We start from the raw sequence: 25,183 nt of genomic DNA on the forward strand, positions 1-25,183 counted from the left end.
GTTACCGCGGGATCCCACATGCGTCGGCCAGCGAATCCAGCGCGACATTTGATATGTCTGTTAGGCGGTTGACTTCACTGGTCGGTGTTCCACCCATTGCCGCCGTGGTCACATCGAGGGTTGCGTCGATATACCTGTGAGCGGCGGCATCGATCTCTGGTGGATCGGCTGGACCGAGCGCATTCAACACTGCTAATGCGCTAGAAACCGACTGGAGGATCGACGGCACATTCAGCTGGCCTTGGACGCGAAAACCGCCTTTGCTTTCATGACCAGTAGATAGCTCAAAAGCATGGCAAACATGCTGCTTTGCGGCGGCTACTTCGCTGCTGCTGAATTGCGGCGCTGAAGATGGCGGTGAAGTATGCGTCGGCGCAGCTGGTTTGCTGTCGTGCATGGTCAGGTAGGTGATGGCCGAGCCGGTGCCCACCGAAACCCCCACGGCCAGCAGCGCCGCCGCGGCCCAGGGCCAGCGGCGGCGGGGGTTGAGAGCGATGCCGCTTGCCGCTGGCGGCAGCGATGGTGGTACCGCGAACGGCGCCGGTGCTGGAGGAAGCGTCACTGGCGACGACGAAGCGGCGTTCCTGGACCATGGCGACGACATGTGCAGAGCCTCCTGTCAGCAGCTCAATGCGCTGGAATTCGCCGCCTCGGTTGCCTCGACGGCGGCGACGCTCATTTCGCGATTCACCGAATTCGCAGTGGCGTGGGCCTGCACTTGTGCATCACGCACGGTGTGCACCATGTCGGCTGCGTGCAGGAGCGGCAGGGTGTAGCTGCCAACTCGTAGACCCGCAACCGTTGTAGGCGGCTGAGAGGCTGCGGAGGCATCTGCCTCAGTCAAACCAGCACGTGTAGCTGCGGGATCCATTTCGAACATGACTGGGAATGCTACCGGCGCTGACACGCTGATACATGGGTCGGTCAGCAAATTCATCTGCTCAACTAGGAGAGCAGTGCGGCCAGTCGCGGGTCGTCAGCCCAGGCCTCGCCGAAGATCCCGTGGGCACTGAACAAGCTCAGCGCGGGCGTGGCCACCCCGCTGAATCTGACTGGCGCGATCGAGCCGAAATTGAGCGTCAACGTCCATTGCTGCAAGTCCGGATGAAACTCCGTACAGTCCCCGAACCACAAGCTGACCAAGCCATGCGGGCGAGTGGCGCACAGCAACCGGTCGGTGGTCACGATCACCGAGCTGGTCTGGTGCCATCTCCACTGCGGTGCGGCTTGACGTTGTGCTGCCGCTTTGCGGCGGTGGTTGACCAGACCCTGGACCGCCAACGCGCCCACCATGACAGCCGGCCTGCCTGCCACGATCAACGGCATGGACGTGTAGTTGGCGTTCGTCCCGCAAAAACGGGCGTAGCCGACACTGGCAGCAACCAGCGCCGTCTCGCCGGGCTCGAGCACGGGTCCAAACACGCTCACCGGCGTCGGTGATAGGCCGGCGTGCAGTGCCGCCGCACACTGGCGGCTGTAGTGCCACCACTGCTCGGCCTCACTGAGGGTGCGCACGGGAGTTCGACGCTGCTGGCTGTCACGCACACTCGATGCGACCGGCGCTGCCGCGTTCCCGGAACGGCAGACGCGCACCGGGACGGCTGATGTGCAGGTGACGGGAAGACGTTGTGGGCCCTTCGGCATCCCAGGGATGTCAAACATACCCAGACGTTAACCAAGCGGGCTGACACGCTAACTGTCTCGGAGTTCGGCCAAAATCTTGATCGCCTCGGCGCGTTCCTTATCGCCTAACCAGGGCAGCATCCAAATGAGCGCTTGTTCTATTTCCCGGGCGGCAGTGGTGAATTCTTCATCAAGTGCTGCCCTTGCAGCAGCATTCATCCCCTCGCGGTGCTCTGCGAATGAGCGCCGCATCCTCAGTATCCAGCGGGCCTTATCAAAACGATCTACAGCTGCGGCCGGATCCGAGTCGGCGGTCGATGCGACAGCGGCAGGCATAGTGGTGCCACCTACCGGAATGGGGGTGCCGCCCGAGAGCACCGCATCGGTACTGCCCGGCGCCCAATTCAGTGCCCGGTCGAGTGCTTCGCGTGAACGGCGGCTGAGGCGGTCTATTCGGTTGTTCTCGATATAGCGGATCGTGGTCACCGACAGTGGCCCGCGTTTGGCCATCTCGGGTTGTGTCAGGTCGAGGTGCTGCCGCCGAAGCCGCACCTCCCTCCCGAGACGCTCCCACGACATAACCAGCATTTTGCCCGACAAACCGTCAGACAGGGCGCTCATCCGTCATCTTCTTCTCCGTTCGCTGTCGGTTTGAGGTGAACCCCGTCCCGCGCCGGGACCGACGTCAAAAGCTGCTCTCACATGCGGGTTTGCTCGAATTCCCTTCCCCGCGGGCGGGAATCCCCAGGTCGCCCCACCGTCAAAAATGACGTTATGACCGTCATAACCGTCAGAACCGTCATATCCTCTGTTACATTGACGGTGCCTCGCGGGCCGACCAGCCCGGGACGCACGGGCCTGACGGCCCCTAACGAAACCGGCTGTGAGAACACGAACAGGGAGGATGCCCCATGACCACCCCAAGTAAGGCCCCGGCACCAACAGCGCCGGGAAGCCGCCTTCAGTTGCCGACGCCACCTGTGAGGGTCTTCCACAGCACTGAGGTCCAACTGCCCTGCCGCGAACGCGCAGAACTGTTCTTCAATCCGCACACCTACGCGAAAGCTCAGCGCTGGTGCGCCAGTTGCCCATTCCTGGGCCGGTGCGGTTATAACGCCGTGGCTACGCGCGCCACACACGGCGTCTGGGGCGGCATGGTCCTGCCAGGTCACTACCCGAGCCGGCTCGAGCCGATCTACGCACGCCTGGCCGCCCAGTTCGAGCGGCGCCGAACCCGTGAAATTGGCGACGCCCCGGTGGCCCCGCTGACCAACCTGCTGGCCCAGAAGGACGATGCGCACCAGGCGCTGGCCGGCGCCGCCGCGTAACAGCAATCTCCTGGTCCCCCCAGTGTTTGCGCAAAATTACGTTACGGCGCAATTTACCGTAATTGCAGGTCAGAGGCGTTTTGTAGGCACCGAAGCGCCCGGCGTGTCGAAGCTGATTCCACATCCATGGTGAAAGAGTCAAGGCCATGCCAGCTCATCACAAGGGCGAACGCAAGCAGTTCTCGGTCCGCCCACCCATCGAAGTTGTTCCGGTACTAGAAGCAATGTGGCGCGAATCGGGAGTCTCGTCGATCTCGCAATACCTCGCCGACCTCGTGACCATTCACGCGGGGCGACCCGACTTGGCTCGCGAACTCGGAAAGTCTCCCGCTCGGGAGGTACTACCCCTGGCGATGTAGACAACTCAGCTCCGACGCCTTGCCGGAGCCCAACATGACATCTGAATAGCGGGCACAGAGCACCCCCTGACATGACGAAGGCCCCGCCGAAGCGGGGCCTGTGTCTGAAGGTTCAAACCGAGTTGGCGCTCGGTTCTGGGTCTCCGGCCCATTTCCCCGAAAGGGACGTGTCTTGGTCGACTCGTCTCACGGTAGCGCATACCTCAGTGCTGTTCCAGCGCCGCACCGTGATTTCTGTGTCTTTTCGATAACACCGTCACCATCAACCGAATTCGCGGCGTCTCCGTACCGCGGTTGCACCCCCCAACAGCCACGCCGCGGCATTGCCAGCACGCGGCCGCGCGCCACCGCCCTGTTAACCGCAGGCTGCCATCGGGTTGCCGCCGCAGCTCTCACGCTAGATCCTGGCGAGGGCACCTACCGAGGCGTTCCATGCTGGACCGGAGGGGCCGCCAAATGGGCCCACTTCACCGTGCCCATCGCTTACGACCTGCGCTACACCGCGATCCGGCCAATGATGTGCAACGGCGGCGTCAGCCGCCAAGCCCTCGTCGCCGTGGCCGCAGCACGCGCCCGCTACGCCGATCACGCCACCGGCCGCAACAGCCGGCCCACCAACGAGCGCCTAGCCCGCGAAACCGGCTACACCGTTCGCACCATTCAGCGCGTCGACGAGGCACTGAAACTTCTCGGCGTGGCCACCGAAGTCCTTCGCGGCCGCCAACGCACCCGCGGTGAACGGTTCGCCTCCTACCGGGTCGGCGACCGCCAACGCGGCTGGGCCTCAGTGTGGGCGCTGCACGACAACCGCCAGCTAACCGCCGTTATCCACAGCGTGTCACCCCACCCGCTAAGCGGTCGTTTTTTGTCTACAAAAAACCGTTCTTCTCAACTCACTACCCGCAGACGCCGGCCCGGCGGCCGGCGGCAAGGCGGCGCTCAGCGCCGCCAAGGCCTAGACAAGGCAGGGCTAGCGCTGGCGAAGGCCTGGCGGGCACGGCCGGATTCGCCCCCATGGAGTCGGCGGCACTCCCCCGGTGCCTGGTCGCGAATCCTGGCCGCACCCGCTCAACACGGCTGGACAGCGCGCGACGTCAACCAGATGATCACCGACTGGCTCGGAGTGGGAAATTGGGCCGCCGACCGCCCGCACCGGCCAATTGGCTTACTCGCGACCATCTTTGCCTGGCACGGCCCAACAAATCTCGACGAGCGGCCTGCAGCCCTTGACGAGGCGCGGGAAGCCCAAGCTCTGCAAGCCCAAGCGCGCGCCCGCGCTGCGGCCGTCACCGAATTCGACGCCTCCCAGCGCGCCAAAGCGGTTGGCCGCCAGGCGTTGTCGAGCAGCCTAGGCCGAGTTGAGGTTCGCCGGATTCTGGACAACGCCGCCCAGCGGCGCCAGTCACCGCACAGCACATGGGGCAAAGCTATAGCCAGGCGCAACCGCGAGAGCGCTCAGCCGCGCTCGGGACCGCCAAGCACGCCACCACGTGATGACCCTGCATGAAATGCCTCAGGGTTAAGGGGTCTCGAGATCTTCAGCGATCGCTTGGATCTCACTCCACGGTGCATCGGAGCCGAAAAAGCGGTCCCACACCTTGCGCATCGCCTCACGCTGCTTGATACTCCCGTCCCGCAACTCGGCGCTGATCAGCTCCTCAAGCTCAACATGGGTGTACTGCGCTGGGGCGATGGGGTCAATGAACAAATCCCGCAAGTAACCATCCGCGTCGAACGCCGCGGCCACTACCTCGTTGTCAGACTCCTGCTGGGCAGCGCGCTGCATGGCGTCGTTGAACTGCGCCGTCCATGACTTCGCTTCTCTCAACCCGGATGTGACGATGTCGACGTATTCGTCGTCGGTCATTCCCGTCATTTCCCAGCTCCATCTTTTGTTCCACGCGCTTCCCGTCGGCCCTTCACCGGCTCGCTATTCGGTGGAACCGTCACCTTCAGTTCTCGGTCCTTATACAGCTGCTTATTGTCAGCCCCGCTGCCACCGCGGCCTGCGCCGCCGATCATCGGGGGCGCCATGGCGCCCATCGGAGTCCCTGCATTGGAAGCAGAAGCCGCCGGCACATTGGCGGCCTCGGCCGCAGTCATCGGGGCAGCCTCCACAGCAGGAGACGCCAAGACCGGAGGCGCACTTAACGATCCCTGCGCGCCGGCAGGTTCTGTGTCCCCCGGTTCCCCCCCACCGCTGTCCGGTGCGGCGTCATGGCCTCCCCCAGCAGGCGCCGGTGCCGGCTGCTCAGGTCCGCCCCCGCCACCCTGCTGCGGTGCACCACCGGACGGGCCGCTAAGACCGCTCATCATGGATGACGGCATCGCCTGCATGGGCGTGCTTCCCAAACCGCTGAGTCCGCCCAGTGCGCCGCCAACTCCACCTAGCGCGGTTCCGACCATTGCCGGCAGCAATGATGGCGCCGTACCAGCGGTATCCACCGACCCGGAGAGGTCGACATCCGGGTCCAGCGCGCTTGGCGGCCAGCTCGCGCCTGGCTTGAGTGAATCCTCACCCGCCCCCCTGGCCGCATCAACAGACTCCTGCGGGGCATCGGTTGGTGCTGCATCGGTCTTATGCGTCACGAGATCATCGCTTGGGCCGTGCACGGCAGGATCAGCGTGCTGTGCTGGTTCCCAAGAAGGCGGGGCGGGTGGCGGAGAGGTCGAGGTAACCCCCGCAGAGAACGTGTAGTTCTTGAACCCATTGGCCGACTGCGAATACAACGCGCTCAACCGCACCTGAGAACGAGTCACTGCCGGCTGCAACCGCCCGCCGCTGCGGGTATTCGCGTCGTTGGCGGCCCGCAATTCGCGCTCTGCGGCAGTGACCGCCGACAACTTCGGGATCTCCGCCGCAGCCGTTCGGAACGCCTCGACATGCCCACTCGCGGTGGCTGAAAGGATGCTCAGGTACTGCGCGTGGCCTTCAAACCAGGTCTGCAGCGAACGCATCTGGCTCACGGCCGCATCAGCTGCAGCCGAATCCCACCCCTGCTGCGCCGTGGCGATCGCGGCGGCCAACTGCTCGGCCGCCCGCTCAAGCCGCTCCGACTCTCCCCGCAGGCTATCGGCAACGGTCTGCCAAGTCTGCGGACCAGGACCCGTGCGGCCACTATCAATCAGCCGGGCGATGTCGCGCGGCGACGCGGGAACTTCGCCGGCTGCCGCCGACGGCGGTGGCTGACCCCCGCCGAGCAACGCCGCCTCGTCTTGCACCGCGGCTGGTCGAGAAACCCCGCCGCCGGGACCCGACAGCCCGCCCGCGCCCAACGTCGCTGCCGATGCCGTCTCCTGCTCGTCATAGGCACCGGCCCCAGCCTCCAGCAACACCCCGAACTGCCGCGCCATCCGGGTCGCCACACTCGTGTACTGACGGGCAAGTGCGAGGTTAACCCCGAACCGTGTGCTGGCACCGACAGAAACAACGTCGGGAGCGCACGGCTGCACGTGATCGGAGCCCGGGGAGGCGCTACTGCCCGCTGCGTGCGCCCGTGACCCCGCGGCCCGAAGGGCGGCGGGGTCGGCCCGTAGCGATTCAGCCAACTACGTGCGAAGTGTTCGCTGGCTGGCTTCCTCAGACTCGGTGTAGGAGGCCAGACTGGCACGGATCTGTTGACCGACGCCTTCGCAGTGGCGACCCAGAGCATGCCCGGCCGCCGCACGAGCTTGCAACAGTTCCTGCAGCGCTGCCCCTACCGTCGAGGAGCCGATTCTGCCGAACATTGACCGGGCCTCGCTCAAAGTCGTGGGCGTGACGCTGAGTTCCTCGCGAATTCGCGGCCCCTCGGCTTCCCACCACTGTGCATGGTCGTGCCACTCTCCGACGTCGAGTCTCACCTCTGCAGCCACCGCGTTTCCACCTTCCCCAATTTGAACCTATTGTTTGCTAGCCAACCATGCGAAATGGCGTTACGCATCGTCGCAACCTCAGAAATCGATTGCAGACCGACGGAATTCGTCAACCTCGGCATGCGTCGGCCAAGCGTTGGATCTGGGAATCCCCATCAGCCCGTAATTCTCAGAGAGCCAATGATCGGCACGAGCTCGCATCATCGCAACGCGATACAGCCTCACGATCCGATCGCCCAGAACCTCCATCGGCCACGCCAGGGCTTCGGGCTCCAACTGCACACGCACCTGTTCACCGGAGCAACCAACCTCGACCAATACTGCGCCGTCCCGCGAGCACTCGATGACCAGAGGCTCGGACACAATCTGTTCCTCGCTGTCGGCCATCAGCCCTGTTTGCTCCTTCACCCGCACTTACCAATTACGTACCTGTCGCCCGCGGGGCGGGCGCTGCCGCGGTTGCTGTACCGGCCTGTTGAGCCGGGTCAACCCAACCTAAAAAGTCCGTCGTTGGCAATGCGCTCTGCGGCTGCAGCTGGCCGTCCAGCCAAATCTTCCCGTTTCCCATGAACATCACTGGCTCGCGAGTCTTGAACTGAGCAACCGTGCCCGGCAACAAGTGGCTCGGGTCAGCAGGCTCGGTGACCGGGGTGCCCGGCGGCGGCAACGAGACGTGAGATCCTTTCCACGCGTCAGTAACCGACGTCCCATTCACCACCGCACGCACAGCGGCTGCATGCTGTGCCGATGTGGTGGTCACCGGCGAACCGTCAGGCATCTGCACAACCAAAGACGGGTCACCGCCAGCGGTGGCAGGTACAGCCCCAGATAACGCCGCCGTTGTCGCAGCCGGGGTAACTGAGGCCTCCGGATTCTTGTCCTTGCTGCCCCTTTCCTCACCAGCAGCTTCAGCAGGCTTGCCCGCCGAATCCTTGCCGTGGCCATCGTCAAAATCTGTCGACTTCGCGCCCTCACGTGGGGCCTCATCCTTGAAACCGTCCCCCACACCCGCACCGGCCATCTGACCAGCCAGCGGCGCCATCCCCATCGCGGCAGCCGGCAGCGAGCTCGCCAACCCGCCCAGCGAACCCGGGATCGAACTCATGCCCGCCAAGGCCGGCCCGAGCATCGACATCGGATCGCCCAGTCCACCCAGACCGCCAGGCACACCCATCCCAGCCAACGGGTCAGTCAGACCACCTCCCCCACCTGCGCCCGGCCCTGCCCCCCCTCCGCCGGCGTCCGTTCCACCCGACCCCCCATCAACTGGCGTGTCCGTTTTGCTGCCGCCATCTTTCGGGGTGTGCTGCTCGGCAGTGGCGGCGGTCGCCTGGTACTCATCGGCGAGAACATCAATGAGCTCCGCCTGGTGGGCGTTGTCCACCTTGGCGCGCTCCATCGCCTGTTGAATCCTGCCCAATCGCTCATCTAAAAACTCCCCAAATGCCTTCATCGCCAAGGGATCGTTGAGCACCGCTGGATTCTTCTTCAACTGCTCTTCCCGCGACTGGATCTCCTTGACAATGGCGGTGACTTCCATCCGCGTTGCCTCGTTGGTAGCGAGATACTTCTTCAGCAGTGCCGCCACTTTGGCATCAGTCGCCGCTGCGGCACCCCCGGCCCGCTGGTAAGCGTCGGCGGCCCGCTCGGCAGCATCGCGCAGCGCCGAGGACCCGTCCGGTTGGGTAACAACTCCGGGCGCGTTCGCCGCATTAAGAGCCTGTAGCAACGCCTCTTGCGGTGACTGCCCACCGGAGTGCGGCTGATCATCAGTGAAGAGGTCAGCGATACCCTTCACGGCCGCGTGCAGCACAGGTCCCAATAGGAATCCGGCGAAGTCCGAGGTTGCATCGACGGTCAACAGTCACCCCTCAATAGCCGTTGACGTGGGCATATGTGCCATAGGCAGAGACGCTACCGGCGGAAATGGCGCTGCGCGACAGTCGTCGCGAAATACTCGGATGCTGCGATCAAGACAGCCTCGCCATCTCCGGCACCAGCGCTTCGGCAGACCGAAACCACTGCTCCGGGGCGAGATGGCAGGACAGGGATATCTCGGCGTGCGCGCTGGGTGGGACCGCGCTGCAGATCGCTACCGGGTGATGAAGGTTGCTTGGCAGATATCCGCCGATGGCACGGACAAGGCTGCAACGTTGCGCGGTTGAACCGCGCGGCGTGTCTGCGCGGTTCAACCGCGCACTTATGTCACTCTGGTCCCACCAAGGACACAGACACCACCAGCCACGAGGAGCCCGGAACCCCCACAGACCCGCCTCGACGGCGGCGAGCCGACACCACAACTCCACACCGGCCCACAACGCAGAAATCCCCGCCGAAACGGGGATACCTGCCACCGGAGCTACCGACTCCGGATATGGCCTCTGACAACAGAAACCACGCCTAGCCAGGCCGGTTTCACGATAGAGGACGCCTTCGTGAACCTCAAGACTGACACTCCCTCGCTGTCCCCACCCTGCGCGAAACGCCCCAGCGACTGGTTTGACCCCCACCAGCAGCTCAGAACCCGCCGACAATGCCTGCGCTGCCCCCAGCTCGGCGACTGCGCTGCCACCGCGCTGCGCAACCGACCCAACTACGGGATGTGGGCCGGCGTCTGGATTGAAGGCGATCTCGAGGCCAAACAACATCTCCTCGGCCGCACCAGCTCCGCTAACCCAGCAGCACACCAAGCCCCCGCGGCTCACAGTTCGGCCGCCTCGCCCCTCGCCCCGCCGTCGACCCGCCCACGATCACGCCGCCAACTGGTCGGCCGACTCCACACCCAACTTCCGGACCCGCAGATCGCGGCGGTCATCACCGCCCGCGCCAGCGGCCACTGCGAGATCTTCGCCGCCGGCTGCACCTACCAACAATCCGCGATCTTCCTGCGCCGCCGCCGCCCTTCCACCACCACGCTCGGTAGTCCCGCAGAGGCGATTGCCGGCTGCAGGAACTGCATTGACCTGATCGAACACACCGAGGTTCCCACAGCTTTGGACCTCGGCTACCTAGTTGACCCGCGCAGCACCGCAAGCGGCGCGCCCATGCTCTGGCGCCAGCATCACTGGGTCTACCTCGACACCCGCGGTCACCTCTACCCCTGCCCGAACCCGCACAGCAGCGGTATCGCCTAGTGTCCGCCGCGACAACCAGTACCGACCCCACCACTACCTGGAAAGCGCTGGCCCACCTCATCGCGGCCCGCCCCCTGCTGCGCACATGGAACCCCGACACCGACAAGTTCGACCGAACCACCAATCTCAGCAGCCGGCTGCCCCGCGTGCCCGCCGCCGCATACCTCTACTTGCGAGGGCGCACCCAAATCCTGGCCCTGGACTTCGACACCAAGCGCCACGGTCAGCGCGCCGTTGACACAGATTTCGCTCGCGCCCTGACGTGGATCACCGAATGCGGAGGAGTAGCCGTCACCGACCGCTCCCGCAGCGGCGGCCGCCACATCCTGGTCCCGCTGGCACTCGGAACCAGCGCCAGCGCCGAGGAACTCGCCCCACTGATGCGACTCCTGGAATCCCGGTTACCCACCCTGGACAAGACCCCGATGACCAATCCGAAGACCGGTTGCATCACGGTACCCGGATCGCCATGCCGACAAGGCGGACACCGCCAACTCGACGGATCCCTCACCGCCGCCCAGGACGCCTTAACTCGCCGCTCACATCCAGCCCTACTCCCCCGGCTCCACGTCCTGCTCGGCGCACTCAACCGCCCCGAGCACGCCACCAACCCACCCTCCCCACCGCCGACCACACTCATCGGAACCGGACCCCACGTCCGGCTAGATCCCCGATATGTCCGAACCGGCGACATGCCCGCCCGTATCACTCTCTACGCCACCACCGGAAAACTCCCAACCGACCACAGCTGGCCCAGCCACTCAGAAGCCCGCCAGTCAGTGCTCGCGCATGCCGTGCTCCACGGCCATTCCCTAGCCACCATCACAGCCCTCATGACCCCGGGCCGCCCATGGCACGACGGCCTGGCCCGCGCCTACGCCCGCTACCACCACAACGCCCACGCGGCACTGCAACGCGACGTTGACAAAGCTCTGAAATGGGCCGCCGCCAACAGCCACTTTTTCCGACCAGTCCACGCACAAGATCAAAGACACACACGGGGGGGCGGGCATGGACCCGAGCTCCACCGCCGCTGGCTAGCGAACGCGACCGCCTGGATCGAACAGGAATTCCCCCAGCACCGCTACCGCTGGATAGGACCAGCGGTCTACCAAGCCCTAGCTGTCCACGCCCTGCGATCCGGAGCCGTCGTCAACGGAGTGCCCCTCGTCGGCGTAGGAGGACGGTCTCTGTCGATCGCCACAGGACTGCTCAGCGAAACCACCGTCTGGCAGTTCCTGCGGGACACCCGCGATCGTCCTGGCTCACCACTGGTGCGCACGCGGGTAGCTCAAGGACGCCAACCTGACTACTACGCGCTGACCACGCAGAACCCCGTTGAATCCCGGCGATGCGTCATCGCCTCGACCCGCATAGAAGACGTACATAGCGCATGGCGCGTCGTAGGACACCGTCACCGCCGCGTCTATGACCTCGTCGTACACCGCGGACTGACCGAGGTGAAAGACGTCTTCGCCGCCGCCCACATCTCCGCCACCACCGGCTATGTAAGTCTGGCCGCATTGGCCACAGCGGGCCTCATCGTGCGCAGCCGTGGCCGCGTGGGACCGGGCCCTACCAGTCTGGACGACATCGCTTCGGCCCATCACTTGGCGCAGTACCGTGCCCAGCGTATCGAGCGACACCAGCGTGAACGGGCAGTATGGAACACCTGGTTGACCCTGCGGGAGAACTCGCGCAACCTACCGCCACCGGACGATCTGGCGGTCCCCGACATCGTGACCGCAGAACCCTGTGACCCGCACCGTCATGAGTACCTCAGCGCAGTCCTGGCGACTGGGCCGCCCCAAACCGACGAGGAACGAGCCTTGAGCTTGCTGGCCGAGATCCTCGGCGCCACTCCAGTCCCTCTGGCCAGCAGCGGACTGCGCTGACAGGCGTCAACCGCAGATTCAGCTTTTGTCGTGTCCGGATGATGCGCGGGTAGGTGTTAGCCGCTTTACCGCGGTAAAGCGTTCAACCGCCCCATCAACGCTGCTGGGTACACAGGCGAGAGCGTCCGTCGGCGCCGCGCGGCGTTTGCCCGATCTGTCAGGCTGAGCTGGCTACCCGCTGACGTCGACGACGAAGTCGTAGAGCTTCCTCGACGAGATCGGAGGCGAAATCCTGTGCTGTCAACAAGACGTCTTCACGCTTGGCCGACAACCACGCCGCCCGCAATTCTCCCGCGGTTTCGGGTCGCAAACGCAGCGTTCGCGGAGCGCCGGGCTCGCCCTGGCGATCTGAACGTGACAAGGGCGATGATGAGGCTGGGGAGATTGACGCCGCCTTTGCGGGGTCAGCAGCTTGAACCTGCGCCGGCGGCGCGTCGGACGGCTCGGGCGATTGCGGAGTCACAGGAGCGGGGGTCTCGGCCTTCGAGGCCGGCGCCGTCCCAGGGTCGGTCGCCCGGGCGGGGGGCCGGGTCGCCGATCCCACGTCTGACAACATGCCGACGACGACGTCAGCGACGTTCTTACCCATAGTGCCTCCCTCGGTTACGACGACCCTCATTGACCCGTTTCATCACATCGACGGTGAATGCTGCGTACGCCTGTGCGAGGTCGGGGTCGGCTTCAACGTCCCCGAGGACATAACAGCCGGTAACCATCCGCTCCGCCGCCGTGCGTTTCGGGATCAACGTCTCAAACAACGGCAAACCGTCGTCTTTCAATGCAGCAAGGGTGTCCCGGCTGATGACCGTATTCGGCTCGTATTTGGTCAGTAAGACTCCAAGCAGCTCAGCGGAAAGCACCTGGTGCTCGCGTAGGGATCCGGCCCACTCCATGAACATGTGGACGCCGCGCCTCCCCCACTTACTGGCGTCGGTAGGCACGATCATCCAGTCAGCGGCATTCAGAGCAGAAATGACTAGCTGACCCAGATTGGGTGAAAGGTCCATTACGATGGCGTCGTAGTCCTCGTAGACCGGCTCTAGCCGCATCGCCATTTGGTACTCGCGCCTGTGCATCATGACCAGCTGTTGATCGAGCTTCGCGACGGCCAATGTAGAGGGGATGATTTCGAGGTTCGCGATTCGTGTCTTGCGGATCACCCGTGCGACCGGAGCCTGGTCGGCGATCAGGTCATAAAGGTCCAGGTCGACGTCGTCGTCCGGATCGAACATCGACGTCGCATTGGCCTGCGCGTCGCAATCCACCAACAGGGTGCGCCAGCCGCCTTGGGCCAATCCCGCAGCAAGACTCACCGCGGTAAAGGATTTGCCCACGCCACCCTTGTGGTTTGCGACCGCGATTACATCAGCTTTCACTTTATCCCCTTAGATCCCAATAGTCACAAGGTGATTAGAACACGAGGTGATGCAGTGTCCCTGCGATGCAGTGACGGCGTGTTGGCGCGATCAGGTGACATCATCACCGGGTGCTCCAGCGATGCAGTGATTCGGTGACGCCGTGACACTGTGTTGCCGCCACGTCGTCACGCGATCTCCTGGTGATTCGGTGATCAGGTGACGGTGTGTTGCCGCCACGTCGTCACGCGATCTCCTGGTGATTCGGTGATCAGGTGACGGTGTGTTGCGGCGATCTCGTGACGTGATCGTTAGGTGACCCGGTGACTTGGTGATTGAGTGACGGTGTGCTGCCGCGACCGGGTGACGTGATCGCCAGGTGACCCGGTGACTTGGTGATTGAGTGACGGTGTGCTGCCGCGACCGGGTGACGTGATCGCCAGGTGGCCCGGCGATCGTCACCTGCTGATGCGATGATTCCACGATGGTGTGTTGGTGTCACGGAGTCATCCGATCGCCTGGTGAGTATGTGACGCGGCGGCTCCGCGACGCGCTGATTGCGTGACAGTTGTGCCTGTGAGGTTGTTGCATCCTGGTTGGGAGACTCGCGCACGCAGTATGCAACGACTCATAAGTGCTCGCGCTTACCGTGAAATCCGGGTATCTAGCAAAACGCGAGCGTCGGAAACGAGTTTCGAAACGAGCCGATAGCCCCTCATGGTGCCGAATTCGGGTACTTTACCGCGGTAAAGCAGCAAACGGTTTGCTGGCATGGGGTGCTGATGAGACCCACGACACAGCCGGTGTGTCACCGCAGCGCAAGAAGGTTGGCGCCCGCTAGCATCAAGCTCCATCCGATCCGAAGTACTCCGCCGTGCGGGGGAAGCATACGGAAGGCCTTCTATGGCTGTGCACGTCGTTCTCAATCAGAAAGGCGGCGTCGGCAAGAGCACCATCGCAGTCAACCTGGCTGCCGTGACCGCCGACGTCTGCAATGATCACGACGACCCCGACGCCACATCTCCGGTGGCCGCGATCTCAGTAGACCCGCAGGGTTCTGCCGTGTGGTGGGCGTCGCGGATCGACGATCTGCCATTCCACATCGTTCAAGCCCACGACGACCTCGCTGGCCTGGCGCGGCTGAAAGAGCTGCCCACCATCAAACACGTCTATGTCGACACCCCGGGTTGGATCGACCTCGACGCCGGCGCTGCCACCAGTGATCCACTCGGCCGCGGACCCGCTGCCGACGCGCTACGCACCGTCCTGGACCTCGCCGACCGGGTTATCATCCCGATCGAGACCGAACCTCTGTCCTTCGATCCCACAGCCCGCACCATCAACAAAGTCGTCAAACCACGCGGATTGCCCTACACCGTCGTGATCAACAACTGGGATCCTCGAGACGGCGTCCACGACCTAAACGAAACCAAGGAATTCGTTCGACTCAACAAATGGCCCCTGGCCCACACTGTCATCCGGCACTACAAACTGCACGCCCGAGCCAGCGCCGACGGACAGGTCGTCACCGAATACCCAACCAACCGCGTCGCGCTGCAAGCGCGTGAAGACTTCTACCGCTTCGCACTGGAACTCAACATCGGGGGAGGGACTAATGGCCGCCCGCGGCAAGCGAACCAGCCTGGCGGCACTGGCCGCCGATGTCGGCGACAACTCACCCGTGGACCAGCAGCCAGAGGCCGGGCCAGCACGCAGCGCCCCGCTGGCGCAGCTGACCCCTAATCCGCGGAATCCCCGGGAGGATCTCGGTGACCTCGCCGACCTCGCTTCGATCGCCGATATGCAACTGCAACCCGCAGTCGTCGTCACTGCCAATGCCTACCGGGCCCTGTACCCCGACGACGAGATCACCACCCGCTATGTCGTCGTCAACGGCTGCCGCCGGCTGGCCGCAGCACACAAATACGGCCGCGCCGACCTCGACGTTGTCGTTAACGACACCATTGCCCGTGACCGCGTCACCCTCATCTCCGCCGCGATCACCGAAAACGTTGACAGGCAAGACTTCGACGTCATCGAGGAAGCCCGCGCGGTCGAGGCCCTCGTCGCCGAGTGCGGACGGGCCGACGTCGCCGGCCAACGCCTTCACCGCACCGAAGGTTGGGTCTCGCAACGACGCGCCCTACTTAAACTGGCCCCCGAACTGCAAACTGCCCTACGACGCGGCGAACTGGCAATCCGCGAGGCCCGCTCACTCGCCCGAGTCCCTCTAGAACAGCAAGTCGCCCGCTGGCGCGCCGCTCAAGACAAGCAGCAGTCCAACGACAAACCCACCGGAGACCCGCCCACACCAGCCCCATCCCGGTCGCGCGCAATCACCACCGCACTGTCGAAGTTCGACAGTCAACCCAATCTGCTAGCTGACGCGCTGCGGGAATATCTCGGCACGGACGGCGTCGACCGGCTCCTGAATCTGCTCAAGGCGTAAAACAGCACCCCTCGTCGTACAACTCAACCCATCTGCGACGCGCAATTACAGGCGATCAGCCAATTCACCCAGATGCCCAGGCGTCACGAACTGCGCCAGTGCGTCCAAATAGTGTTGGGCCGCGGCCCGATAACGGTCAGCGCTGCTCTCGGCCGCCAACATCTCCTGCTGCGCCGCGATCAACAGCCTATTAACCTCCACCTGGGTCACCAGCTGCGCCCGCAAGTCGCTGAGCTCCGTGCTCGAGGCCGCGGTGGGGGAGGGGGTGGGCTGAGGTGGAAGTGCGTCGGTGTACACGTACCACCGCAGCCGCTCAGGACGCGGAATCGCGCCACCACGCAACTGGCCGGCCTTGATCGCCCGCACCACGGTGCGCGGGTCCTTACCCAGACGTGCTGCTGCCTCTTGCAGCAACACGTGCGGACCCGTCGGTGTGGTCTCCACACCCGGTGGCGCCTGCTTCAACTCGCTCATCAACCTCGACCCGCCCGCGGAGAGCCTGCCTCCTCCCGTGCCGGCATTAGGTGCATAATGCTACTAATTAGCGGCATTCTAGCGCGGATCGACGACTCGATGTGCCTGTCATGTCGCAAATTAGTGACATCAATGGGCTAAACTAAAAACATCGGCCGCTGGGACCCACCGGTAGGCCTGGGAGAAGGTAAGCGCAGCGTTGTCGAGGGGAACTGTGGTGACAACACAAACCGAACACCGGGCCCGGCGCAAGGGCACCGAAACCCGGCAGCGAACGAAGATGGTAGGCCTGCGCCTTCGTCCAGAAGAACACGCACGGCTGACCCGACTCGCGCAACTGCGTGGTGTCAACGTCGCAGCGCTGTTCGAGTCCACCGTCGCCGACCTACTGGCTACACCACTACCCGAGGAAGCCCTCACCGCCTAGCGCAACAGCGCACCTCGACCGCACGCCCGGGCTTTACATCGGCTGAGCAAGGGCCGATTGCCGGCGCCACGCCGCACTCGCAAGCACATAGGCATTTCAGCGCCCCAGGCTCGCGTGGGCCCTTCCACCTGATGTCGGCTGTGTCCACTATCCTCAAGAAACATCACTGAAGGCGGTGTTCCAAGTGAGCGATTTGCAGAAGGCCAAGCGCCGGGTCAAGGCTGTGCGCGCGATCCGGCGCAGCACTGAGCTTGAAGGTTCACGAAGCACTGACGCCACGCGCGCCGACCAGGTCGACTACGCACGCGGCACCATCACCGCCGCCGAACTGCGCGATCGTGTCCGGCGTCGGTACAACCTGAAATAACTGGCCAGGAGTGCCGCATCCTTGGGACACAGGCGATCTCGAACGAAACTGGCGAGGCTATTTCATCCCTAGTACCAGGATTTTAAGAAACCGAGTCGGCGCCCAGAGTTATGAGAGGCTGCGAGACGCGGAGAACGATCTAGTCGAAGCACGCGTTATCGAATTGCGCGAGGCCCCAGACCTTCTCGGTGACCGCACATACGACCTCACGTTCCTCTGCGCGATCCACCGGCAGCTCTTCCAGGACGTATACGAGTGGGCCGGTGACGTGCGGACTGTCGGTATCGAGAAGGAAGGCGAGTCGTTCTGTCCCCCAGGTAACGTCGGCCAGCCGATGACCTACGTCGCCGCCGAAGTACATCGGCTTCACCAGCTGAAAGACGTTTCCGAGGCCGACCTCGCGTCAACCGTCGCCTACCTCTACGACTATGCGAACTTCGCTCACCCTTTTCGAGAGGGCAATGGACGCTGCACTCGAGAGTTCTTTGCCCTCCTGCTCTCCGAGAGCGGACGGGGCCTCAACTGGCAGAAGACTGATCTGACCGAGTTGCACGGTGCATGCCACCGCGCGCGAACCAGTTACGACCTTGGAGGGTTAACGTCGTTGTTCGCGAAAATCATCGATACTGATTCGGCATACGAATTCTGAGAAAACATCCCCCAAAACAGAGGCTATCGCCATGGCTTTGGGCCACGCCGTCGCGGCGACGAGCGTCGCGGATCGCTGCGGTCGCGTCTTCGCGGTGCAGCTCACTCCCGAAAGGTCCTGACGAGAAGACCGCCTAGCAACACTGCAGCACCGAAGCCGGTCACCGCGTATGCCACAACCTTCCACGTTGCAGACATGTTCTCGCAAGCGCTTTCTAGATCTGTGCGACGGGGCCCAACCATCGCGTTCTTCGTGTCTTGCGCGTAGGCGTCGCGTGACTGTGGGCTGTAGGCAGTACCGCAGGAAACAGTGGACCCGTACTCAGCAGCTGAGAGCCGATGCGTACCGACGCCGATGCCGATGGAGAGTATCGCCACCCCCACCGTGAGGATGAACGCCTTCATTGCTCAGCACCTCCAAAGCCCGTGGTCTTGTTCGAGATCCATTGATTGGCCAACCAGGTGCCAACTCGCAACGACCCGAGGACGGTCACGCGGCGGCGACCGCTGTTGGCGCTGCATTGTCCAGGACTCCCACCAAACATGGATAGGCCTAGTCAACACGGAATGACGAAATTTTCATCTGTCTTGTTGTCGAGCCATTTACCGTAGGCATTGTTGCCTGCAGCGGCTACAGCGCTGCATACATCGGACTGGGACTTGCCGACTGTCCGGTATACCGCGTAAATCGGGTTCCCGTCGTCCGTTGTTTGGCGTAGGGACGGGCATGACTGATCAGTCCGCAAGTAAGACGCGCCGGGGTTGGCGTCGAGGAGCCTTTGGACGCCTTGTGCGTACTGACCGGGGGTGGTTACCGATCCAAATACAACAATGCCCGTACCGTCGCAGGGGGGATGGGACATTGGGACGCTGACACTCAGGGCCCCTTCCTCGGGATTGGGCTTTGCTCGAGGCGATTGCTGAGGTGGAGGGGCATTTATATAAGACTGCAATGTCGGAATTTGGTCGGGACACATGTTCGTCGTCGCAGCCACGACAATGATCGCGACCTCGTTGGCGGAATAACCTGCGGCTAATGCTGGTGCGCCCGCTGACTCGGGAGAGCCCGCCCGCAGACGCGAACACGTCAGTTTACCGATATCGATTATGTCCGAGATCGACCTGTAATAGATCCCTTTGTTGTCGAGGGTGTGCACGTAATCGTATTGATCGGCATGCGCGGCCGGAGCATTAGCCGAAGCTGCAGATATGGCTGCAGCGGCAAAGATTGCACCTTTTCTCACCAGGCCCCCTGTTGCACGCCTCAATACACACTGTAACTGGCCGGACCTCCGCGGCGCGACGGCGATTTTGGTAGAGATCAGCGGCCCAGCCGGCTGCACCGGTTTTCGGTCGACCGGCCGCACTGGGGGTGGCGCCGGGCCGCGAAGATGGCGCGGCGAGCCGGCTGGTAGGCCAACAACAAGCGCATCCGCCGGCTGTGGCGTGAGGAGGGCCTGCGGGTGCCCCAGCGGCGCCGCAAGAAGCGGCTGACCGGGATCGGGGTCGCCGTCGGCGCGATGTCCCCAATCCGGCCGAACGTGATCTGGGGGATGGACTTTCAGTTCGACACCACCGCCAACGGGCGCACCCTCAAGATGCTCAACGTCATCGACGAGTTCACCCGCGAAGCACTCGCCATCGAGGTGGATCGCTCGATCGACGCCGACGGTGTCGTCGACGTCCTGGACCGTCTGGCGCTCACGCACGGGGCGCCGCACTATGTGCGTTTCGACAACGGGCCTGAGTTCGTCGCCCACGCCGTGTCCGATTGGTGTCGATTCCACTGTGCCGGTTCACTTTTCATCGATCCGGGGTCGCCGTGGCAGAACGCCTGGATTGAATCATTCAATGGCCTACTGCGGGACGAGCTGCTCAACATGTGGCGCTTTGATTCGCTGCTAGAAGCCCGCGTCATTATCGAGGACTGGCGAGCTGATACAACGCCAATCGGCCCCACTCCGCCCATGGCGATCGCACCCCAGCCGGGTTTGCCCTACAGTGGGCCGCGACCCATCAACCGAAACTTGCATAGCGACTGGACACCAAACGGGTCCCTCTCACTTCCTGCGGACATCTTTTGAGGGGACCTAACTATTTGCCGCAGGGGCAGCATGACGCAACCGCGCGGGGACGACACTCTAAGCGCCGCGACTAACCGCTGCTGCCTCATGAACGGCGGCCTTGAGCTCGTCGTATGTGCACTGGCGCGGACGGAGAGCTTTCAGCGGTCCGAGCCGAATCGTCTTCTGCGTCGGAACTTGTCGGTCGAGCTCGTTCGTGGCCAGCACATAGAACGTCCATTGCGCGACGTCGAGCGGGTCGATACGTTTGCGGTCCTGACCCTCGAGCAGACAGAAGACGTATACATCGGCGCTTCGCTTCGCACTGGCCGCAGAGGTGTTGGTGCGGGCGTCCCAGCCCTTTGCGGGGCGGATGCTGAACGTGATCTCTGAAATCTGGGCCTGCTCCCACGTTTGCACGTAGGCAGCCGACTTCACTTCTACCCCGACACCGTCTATGTCGAGGTCGTACTGGACCCATTCCACGCGCTTCGTGTCGTGAATCCCGAGTGCCGTCGCCACGATGTACTCAGCCAGCACTCCGCGGGTCGTGTTCGTGAGTAGGTCGTCGTACGCCCAGGCCAGGAATTTCTTTTTCTTCAGACGAGTCATCGCCGAGCCTTCATCGCTTGAGCAGTTCCCTTGCCCAGTACGGTCGTCACTTTGTGCCGGTCGATGTCGTCGAGGGTAAGCATTGCTTCGGGTCGGGTGATCCGCTTGATGTCTTCGGCTTTCGGCCGCGGCACCAGCAGCCCAAGTTCGCGTGCCTCATAGACGTCGATATTTGTATGTATCCACCGGCTCTGATCGGTCAACTCGTGGTCGACGCTCACGAACCAGTTAGCGATGAATTCCTGCAGGTGCGGGATCAGGGTCCACACCTTGCGCCGGGCCAGTGCCGACCGCGCATCTGGACGGGTGAATGCGAGCCAGGCGAGTGCTCCACTGTCGGCGTCGGTGAGCTTCCAGAACACGCGACCGTTGTGCAGCAGGACATTCGGCGGTCGGGTCGCGGCGATCTCCTGTCCGATTTTGCGAGCCAGCCTTCTGTAGTCGGGAAGAGTATCGAGGTGGTTGGGAACACTGTCGAAGTAGTCGTGCGGCCGTCGGCCGCGCCGCCCCAGCGGCTCGCCACGATCGTCGCCCATCAATCGCACTCCCACTTCGGCCGAACCACCTTCACGGTACTGCCGAGCACCGACGATCTGGGTCCCACCGTGTCGCTAGTTGGTCGTGTCGGATGCTGAGTTTTCGTCCGGTCCGTGGCCGTACGGGTGTCTGGACACGTGCCAGGAGCTGTGGTCGGTCAGACCTCCTCAAATAGGAATGCGGTCTACGACGCAGGCGTGCACCGGCAGCTCCTCCGGCCGGCATTTGCGTGGTCCAGTTGGCCACCTGCGGGCACCGAGGCCGCAAACAGGATCCGCTCTATCGGGCGCGGCGCACCCTGCACACCGGCGCTGACCTGTTGACCTACAGGCAGAAAGCTGGGACTACAGGCACTGATCACCACCCTCAGTGTCGGCGCCCGCTCTTTGCTTCCGCAACCTCCCAACTACATCGCCAGATCACTACTCGAAGCCGGCGGATTCAGGCCTCAACTACACCGTCAATCATGAAGAGCCTGATTACAACGCCAACCGGCCCCGCTCCGCCCATGGCGATCGCACCCCAGCCGAGTTTGCCCTACAGTGGGCCGCGACCCATCAACCGAAAGTCGCATAGCGACTGGACCACCAAACGGGTCCCTCTCAGGGGGACCGCCAGCGATGATCAGAGCTTGGGAATTTGGCGTGGTGGTCGCCAACTCTGCTTAGAGTCGCGCGTGCGCGTCTCGTGGCAGGCATGAGCACGGCTGACGTGGACGTCGACGTTTGAATTCTCTAGTAATAGCAGTAACTTTCACCCATGCGTTTGATAGCCGGGTACGATTCCGCGGTTGGGCGCGTGTCCAACGACGCCATTCAAGCGGCGTACGCCGCAGGAAAAGGGACCGATTCGTGGTCTGACCCGACTCGGCCTAGTTCGGGGGAACTCAATGTCTTATGTTCACGCATTCCCAGATTCCTTTGCTGCCGCGGCAGCCAACGTATCGAGAATCGGCTCCTCGTTGAGCACCGCAAACCAAGCAGCCGCAAACACCACCGCCCAGGTGGTTTCCGCGGCAGCTGATGAAGTGTCTGAGGCGGTCGCCGCGCTTTTTTCTCGGCATGGCCAGGCATATCAGTCGTTGTCTAACGACGCGGCAGCGTTTCATGAACGTTTCCTGCAGACGCTGAACAGCAGCGCATCGGCGTACGCCGGTGCCGAGGCCGCTAGCGTCGAGCAGATCCTTCTCGACGTGATCAACGCGCCGACCAACGCACTGTTAGGCCGTCCGCTGATCGGCGACGGTGTCAACGGAGCACCCGGTTCGGGCGCCAACGGCGGCGCGGGTGGAATCCTGTGGGGCAATGGCGGCAATGGCGGGTCCGGGGCGCCTGGTCAGGCGGGAGGTCGCGGTGGCGATGCCGGCCTTTTCGGCAATGGTGGCAACGGGGGAGTGGGCGGCACGGGCGTGACGGGTGCGTCAGGTATGCGCGGCGGCGACGGCGGGACCGGGGGTGTCGGCGGCAAGGGCGGGTGGTTGCTCGGTAGCGGTGGGGCAGGGGGAGTTGGCGGGTCCGGTGGCATCGGGGGCGTGGGGGTGGCCGATGTCGGCGCGGGCGCCGGTTCTGGTGGAAACGGCGGCGACGGCGGTAGAGGGGGCAGCGGCGGGCTTGGTTCTCCGTTCGGTCAAGTGGGGGCCACCGGGGCCGGTGGCGCCGGTGGTGCCGGCGGAATGGGTGGGGCGAGCCCCATCGGTGTTGGTGGCACCGGAGGTACTGGCGGCAATGGTTACGCCGGCGGCAACGGGTTCACCAGCGGTGCCGGCGGTGTGGGCGGCGATGGAGGCATGGGGTTGACCGGCGGCACTGGAGGCGATGGAGGTGCGGCCCTCGAGGCTGGACCCGGCAACGCTGTCGCCGGCAATGGCGGTGCCGGCGGCAGAGGTGTGATCGGCGGCGTCGGAGGGGCTGGCGGCACGGCGGTGACCCAGGGCGGCGGGACAGCTTACGGAGGTGCCGGCGGAGCTGGCGGGCTTGGCAGCGGCCAGAGCATTCCCGGCTACGGCGGTATCGGGGGCGACGCCTACGCCTACGGAAGCGGAGACGCCCTTGGCGGTGCCGGAGGACTAGGGAAGACCGGTGGTATCGGCGGGGCTGGTTATACCTACGGAAGCGGGAACGCATCAGGTGGAACGGGAGGGTCGGGTAACGGCGAACTCGTCGGGGGTGCGAACTCGGGTGTCGGCGGCAAGGGCGGCGCCGCCTACGCCCATGGCAGTGGAAACGCAGGCGGCGGCCAGGGCGGTACCGGCGGAGGCACAGGTGGTATGGGCGGGACCGGCTCGACCTTTGGGCAGGGAACCGCGACTGGCGGGATCGGCGGTACCGGCAACAATTTCGCTAACGGCGACGGGGGGGATGCCATCGCATACGGCAGCGGAACTGCCCGCGGCGGCAACGCCACTGGCGGTGCGGACGGCGGAGATGCCTATAACTACGGAACCGGTAATGCCACGGGTGGCAATGGCGGTGACGGTGGCGGCAGGGGCGGCGGTGATGGCGGAAATGCGTTCGTCGCTAAAGACAGCTCAATGACCTCTGGTGGTCCGGGCAACGCCATCGGAGGAAGCGGCGGCAGCGGCTCCTTTAACGGCGGGAAGGGTGGCAGCGGGTACGCCGCCGGTGCTGGTGACGCGACCGGCGGCAACGGCGGCAACGCTAGAGTCGCGGGCGCCGGCGGTGAGGCACGCAACTTCGGAACGGGCAACGCCACCGGTGGGACCGGCGGTAACGGCACCACCGTTTTCAGCGCTGGCAATGGCGGCAACGGAGGGAATGCCTACGTCGCTACGGACGGATCATTCACCTCCGGCGGTCCCGGCAACGCCATCGGCGGTGCGGGCGGTACGGGCACCAATATCGGCGGCAACGGGGGTGACGCAATCACCGCAGGCACCGGCAACGCCCACGGGGGCGCAGGCGGCGCGGGTGTCGATGGCCTGACAGGCAGCAACGGAGGGTCCGGCGGTACGGGGACTGCCTTCGGAGGGGGAAAGGGTGTCGGTGGCGACGGCGGCAACGGCGGCAACGGCGCGACCGGCAGAGGCGGCGATGGTGGCGACGGCGGCAACGCCGCTGCCCTTGACCTGCTCAATGCCACTGCCGGTAAGGGCGGTACCCGCGGCATCGGCGCACCAGATGGGCTGCCCGGCGCTGACGGGACAGCATCGACAGTCCCCTGACGACTATCGGCACCCAGCCACGTGGCCGATCCAGCAAATCGGACGGGTGCCATCGCATATAGAAACGGCACCATGCGCACTCGCGCAACGCGATAGAGGGAGGGAACGGTGCTCGGCGAGCCGCCAGCGCCGAGGCCGACGACGTGCCGGCCGCCGAACGCATCACGAATGCCGAGGCTTCGTTTCCGGCGCGGGCGAAAGGTTTGCCCCCCGACCCTTCCCCTCGGACTCGTTGGTCAGCCGCCACCCAAGCCATCAAATCCAGACCAGTGTCGCGGAATGATGCGAACCCTCGCTCGTACAGAGAAGCGGTGGTTCGTGTCACGTCTTGGGCACGCGGATCGTCTTGTGCTGGTACCGCTTCAGGGAGGGCAATTCGTAGTTCAGGTCTGCGGCGCCTTTGGGAGTGAAGGGCTTAGTGCCATCAAGTCTTTGCGCGAGCTTCTCCGCCTGAGAACGACCTCCCGTGATTCCGCGCTCATGGCTGACTTCACGCAACACCGAGCCGTCTCGGCGTATCAGCCAGAAGCGACCCTCGTCGGAAGCAATCACCGCGACCTTCCGCGTGCCCTTCCAATCGTTGTTAGTGACTGCCCACAACCGCAGGGCGTCGAAATCATCGGACTCCGCGAATGCCGGGCATGTGGCAACTGCTCCGTGATCCTCGTATAACCGGTATGTCACCAACGCGTACTTTCCTTCGCATCGTCTGTGGTGTCTGTCAACTCGTGCCTACACGAGTCAATTTGTGGCAGCAAGCAATCCGACGAAAGGCGCCAGGATGACCAGAAGCCGGCCCCGGCGCACTGCGCTCGCGCGCGCCGACCCCAAGCCGCCGGTGCAGCTCATGTGCGGGCGCACGTAGCGCGTCGCAAT

The 25,183-nt window shown here is 64.1% G+C and carries 25 protein-coding genes and 4 pseudogenes; 14 read left to right on the forward strand and 15 right to left on the reverse strand.

Annotated features, from left to right (window positions below; translation table 11 throughout):
* Position 1: 1 nt before the first annotated feature.
* Positions 2 to 430 carry a hypothetical protein gene (locus JX552_RS30825; protein ID WP_205878882.1) on the reverse strand — a complete coding sequence of 143 codons (429 nt, stop codon included), beginning with the start codon at positions 428 to 430 and terminating at the stop codon, positions 2 to 4.
* On the opposite strand from JX552_RS30825, the gene JX552_RS30830 reads away from it, so the two are divergent.
* Complete coding sequence (locus JX552_RS30830; protein ID WP_205878883.1) at positions 423 to 776, forward strand: hypothetical protein; 354 nt, start codon at positions 423 to 425, stop codon at positions 774 to 776. The genes JX552_RS30825 and JX552_RS30830 overlap by 8 nt on opposite strands.
* Before the next feature lie 169 nt (positions 777 to 945).
* On the opposite strand, the gene JX552_RS30835 is transcribed toward JX552_RS30830, so the two are convergent.
* Together JX552_RS30835 and JX552_RS30840 are read right to left on the reverse strand one after the other, a co-directional pair.
* Entirely contained in the window at positions 946 to 1,662 is a 717-nt protein-coding gene (locus JX552_RS30835) for a hypothetical protein (RefSeq protein ID WP_205878884.1), read from the reverse strand.
* A gap of 30 nt (positions 1,663 to 1,692) precedes the next feature.
* A complete protein-coding gene (locus tag JX552_RS30840) occupies positions 1,693 to 2,244 on the reverse strand; it encodes a helix-turn-helix domain-containing protein (protein WP_055576773.1) in 552 nt (183 codons plus the stop codon).
* A 290-nt stretch (positions 2,245 to 2,534) separates the two neighbouring features.
* Here JX552_RS30840 and JX552_RS33040 point away from each other — a divergent pair.
* The 3 genes and pseudogenes from JX552_RS33040 to JX552_RS30850 all read left to right on the forward strand — a co-directional run.
* Positions 2,535 to 2,720: pseudogene (locus tag JX552_RS33040) on the forward strand (hypothetical protein); the annotation flags it as partial.
* Between the two features lie 21 nt (positions 2,721 to 2,741).
* The gene (locus JX552_RS30845) at positions 2,742 to 2,951 is read left to right on the forward strand and encodes a hypothetical protein (protein WP_241011311.1); all 210 of its coding nucleotides are present in this window, start codon (positions 2,742 to 2,744) and stop codon (positions 2,949 to 2,951) included.
* An 831-nt stretch (positions 2,952 to 3,782) separates the two neighbouring features.
* Entirely contained in the window at positions 3,783 to 4,817 is a 1,035-nt protein-coding gene (locus JX552_RS30850; RefSeq protein ID WP_205878885.1) for a helix-turn-helix domain-containing protein, read from the forward strand.
* A 12-nt stretch (positions 4,818 to 4,829) separates the two neighbouring features.
* Here JX552_RS30850 and JX552_RS30855 read toward each other — a convergent pair whose 3' ends face one another.
* The 5 genes from JX552_RS30855 to JX552_RS30875 form a co-directional block, all read right to left on the reverse strand.
* Positions 4,830 to 5,186 (reverse strand): hypothetical protein, encoded by a 357-nt coding sequence (locus tag JX552_RS30855; RefSeq protein WP_055576775.1) that lies wholly within the window; start codon positions 5,184 to 5,186, stop codon positions 4,830 to 4,832.
* Entirely contained in the window at positions 5,183 to 6,859 is a 1,677-nt protein-coding gene (locus tag JX552_RS30860) for a PE family protein (protein WP_205878886.1), read from the reverse strand. Before JX552_RS30860 ends, JX552_RS30855 begins: the two co-directional genes overlap by 4 nt.
* Positions 6,860 to 7,165, reverse strand: coding sequence for a hypothetical protein (locus JX552_RS30865; protein ID WP_156452328.1), 306 nt, complete (start codon positions 7,163 to 7,165; stop codon positions 6,860 to 6,862).
* A gap of 78 nt (positions 7,166 to 7,243) precedes the next feature.
* Positions 7,244 to 7,552, reverse strand: a complete 309-nt coding sequence (locus JX552_RS30870; protein ID WP_205878887.1) for a hypothetical protein — start codon at positions 7,550 to 7,552, stop codon at positions 7,244 to 7,246.
* A 34-nt stretch (positions 7,553 to 7,586) separates the two neighbouring features.
* On the reverse strand, positions 7,587 to 9,026 hold the full coding sequence (locus tag JX552_RS30875) for a hypothetical protein (RefSeq protein ID WP_205878888.1): 1,440 nt from the start codon (positions 9,024 to 9,026) through the stop codon (positions 7,587 to 7,589).
* Between the two features lie 574 nt (positions 9,027 to 9,600).
* Here JX552_RS30875 and JX552_RS34365 point away from each other — a divergent pair.
* The 3 genes and pseudogenes from JX552_RS34365 to JX552_RS30885 all read left to right on the forward strand — a co-directional run.
* Positions 9,601 to 9,720: pseudogene (locus JX552_RS34365) on the forward strand (hypothetical protein); the annotation flags it as partial.
* Between the two features lie 45 nt (positions 9,721 to 9,765).
* Positions 9,766 to 10,299 (forward strand): hypothetical protein, encoded by a 534-nt coding sequence (locus JX552_RS30880; RefSeq protein ID WP_055577246.1) that lies wholly within the window; start codon positions 9,766 to 9,768, stop codon positions 10,297 to 10,299.
* A complete protein-coding gene (locus JX552_RS30885) occupies positions 10,299 to 12,194 on the forward strand; it encodes a hypothetical protein (protein ID WP_205878889.1) in 1,896 nt (631 codons plus the stop codon). Before JX552_RS30880 ends, JX552_RS30885 begins: the two co-directional genes overlap by 1 nt.
* 581 nt (positions 12,195 to 12,775) lie before the next feature.
* On the opposite strand, the gene JX552_RS30890 is transcribed toward JX552_RS30885, so the two are convergent.
* On the reverse strand, positions 12,776 to 13,570 hold the full coding sequence (locus JX552_RS30890) for a ParA family protein (RefSeq protein WP_205878890.1): 795 nt from the start codon (positions 13,568 to 13,570) through the stop codon (positions 12,776 to 12,778).
* Positions 13,571 to 14,452: 882 nt separating this feature from the next.
* On the opposite strand from JX552_RS30890, the pseudogene JX552_RS30895 reads away from it, so the two are divergent.
* Positions 14,453 to 15,160 (forward strand): annotated as a pseudogene (locus tag JX552_RS30895) (nucleotide-binding protein); the annotation flags it as partial.
* A 4-nt stretch (positions 15,161 to 15,164) separates the two neighbouring features.
* Complete coding sequence (locus tag JX552_RS30900) at positions 15,165 to 15,998, forward strand: ParB/RepB/Spo0J family partition protein (protein ID WP_205878891.1); 834 nt, start codon at positions 15,165 to 15,167, stop codon at positions 15,996 to 15,998.
* 45 nt (positions 15,999 to 16,043) lie between these two features.
* On the opposite strand, the gene JX552_RS30905 is transcribed toward JX552_RS30900, so the two are convergent.
* Positions 16,044 to 16,472 carry a hypothetical protein gene (locus JX552_RS30905; RefSeq protein WP_205878892.1) on the reverse strand — a complete coding sequence of 143 codons (429 nt, stop codon included), beginning with the start codon at positions 16,470 to 16,472 and terminating at the stop codon, positions 16,044 to 16,046.
* A gap of 217 nt (positions 16,473 to 16,689) precedes the next feature.
* Between JX552_RS30905 and JX552_RS30910 the strand changes: the two genes are divergently transcribed.
* The 3 genes from JX552_RS30910 (at position 16,690) to JX552_RS30920 (ending at position 17,915) form a co-directional block, all read left to right on the forward strand.
* Positions 16,690 to 16,899: a hypothetical protein gene (locus JX552_RS30910; protein ID WP_156452401.1), complete on the forward strand. Its 210-nt coding sequence runs from the start codon at positions 16,690 to 16,692 to the stop codon at positions 16,897 to 16,899.
* Between the two features lie 184 nt (positions 16,900 to 17,083).
* The gene (locus JX552_RS30915; RefSeq protein WP_205878893.1) at positions 17,084 to 17,266 is read left to right on the forward strand and encodes an antitoxin VbhA family protein; all 183 of its coding nucleotides are present in this window, start codon (positions 17,084 to 17,086) and stop codon (positions 17,264 to 17,266) included.
* A 10-nt stretch (positions 17,267 to 17,276) separates the two neighbouring features.
* The gene (locus tag JX552_RS30920) at positions 17,277 to 17,915 is read left to right on the forward strand and encodes a Fic/DOC family protein (protein WP_205878894.1); all 639 of its coding nucleotides are present in this window, start codon (positions 17,277 to 17,279) and stop codon (positions 17,913 to 17,915) included.
* Between the two features lie 101 nt (positions 17,916 to 18,016).
* Here the strand turns inward: JX552_RS30920 and JX552_RS30925 are convergent, their stop codons facing one another.
* On the reverse strand, positions 18,017 to 18,319 hold the full coding sequence (locus tag JX552_RS30925) for a hypothetical protein (RefSeq protein ID WP_205878895.1): 303 nt from the start codon (positions 18,317 to 18,319) through the stop codon (positions 18,017 to 18,019).
* Between the two features lie 152 nt (positions 18,320 to 18,471).
* Positions 18,472 to 19,281, reverse strand: coding sequence for a DUF732 domain-containing protein (locus JX552_RS34370; protein WP_431196033.1), 810 nt, complete (start codon positions 19,279 to 19,281; stop codon positions 18,472 to 18,474).
* On the opposite strand from JX552_RS34370, the pseudogene JX552_RS30935 reads away from it, so the two are divergent.
* Positions 19,252 to 19,949, forward strand: a pseudogene (locus JX552_RS30935) (IS3 family transposase); the annotation flags it as partial. The gene JX552_RS34370 and the pseudogene JX552_RS30935 sit on opposite strands and share 30 nt — an antisense overlap.
* Before the next feature lie 106 nt (positions 19,950 to 20,055).
* Here JX552_RS30935 and JX552_RS30940 read toward each other — a convergent pair.
* Both JX552_RS30940 and JX552_RS30945 read right to left on the reverse strand, forming a co-directional pair.
* Complete coding sequence (locus tag JX552_RS30940) at positions 20,056 to 20,589, reverse strand: hypothetical protein (protein WP_205878897.1); 534 nt, start codon at positions 20,587 to 20,589, stop codon at positions 20,056 to 20,058.
* Entirely contained in the window at positions 20,586 to 21,125 is a 540-nt protein-coding gene (locus JX552_RS30945) for a hypothetical protein (RefSeq protein ID WP_205878898.1), read from the reverse strand. Before JX552_RS30945 ends, JX552_RS30940 begins: the two co-directional genes overlap by 4 nt.
* Before the next feature lie 890 nt (positions 21,126 to 22,015).
* Between JX552_RS30945 and JX552_RS33615 the strand changes: the two genes are divergently transcribed.
* Entirely contained in the window at positions 22,016 to 24,307 is a 2,292-nt protein-coding gene (locus tag JX552_RS33615) for a PE family protein (RefSeq protein WP_277396107.1), read from the forward strand.
* Between the two features lie 321 nt (positions 24,308 to 24,628).
* Here the strand turns inward: JX552_RS33615 and JX552_RS30955 are convergent, their stop codons facing one another.
* Positions 24,629 to 24,991 (reverse strand): hypothetical protein, encoded by a 363-nt coding sequence (locus JX552_RS30955; RefSeq protein ID WP_156452379.1) that lies wholly within the window; start codon positions 24,989 to 24,991, stop codon positions 24,629 to 24,631.
* Positions 24,992 to 25,183 lie beyond the last annotated feature (192 nt).

This window comes from Mycobacterium gordonae, assembly GCF_017086405.1.
Classification (GTDB): Bacteria; Actinomycetota; Actinomycetes; order Mycobacteriales; family Mycobacteriaceae; genus Mycobacterium; species Mycobacterium gordonae_D.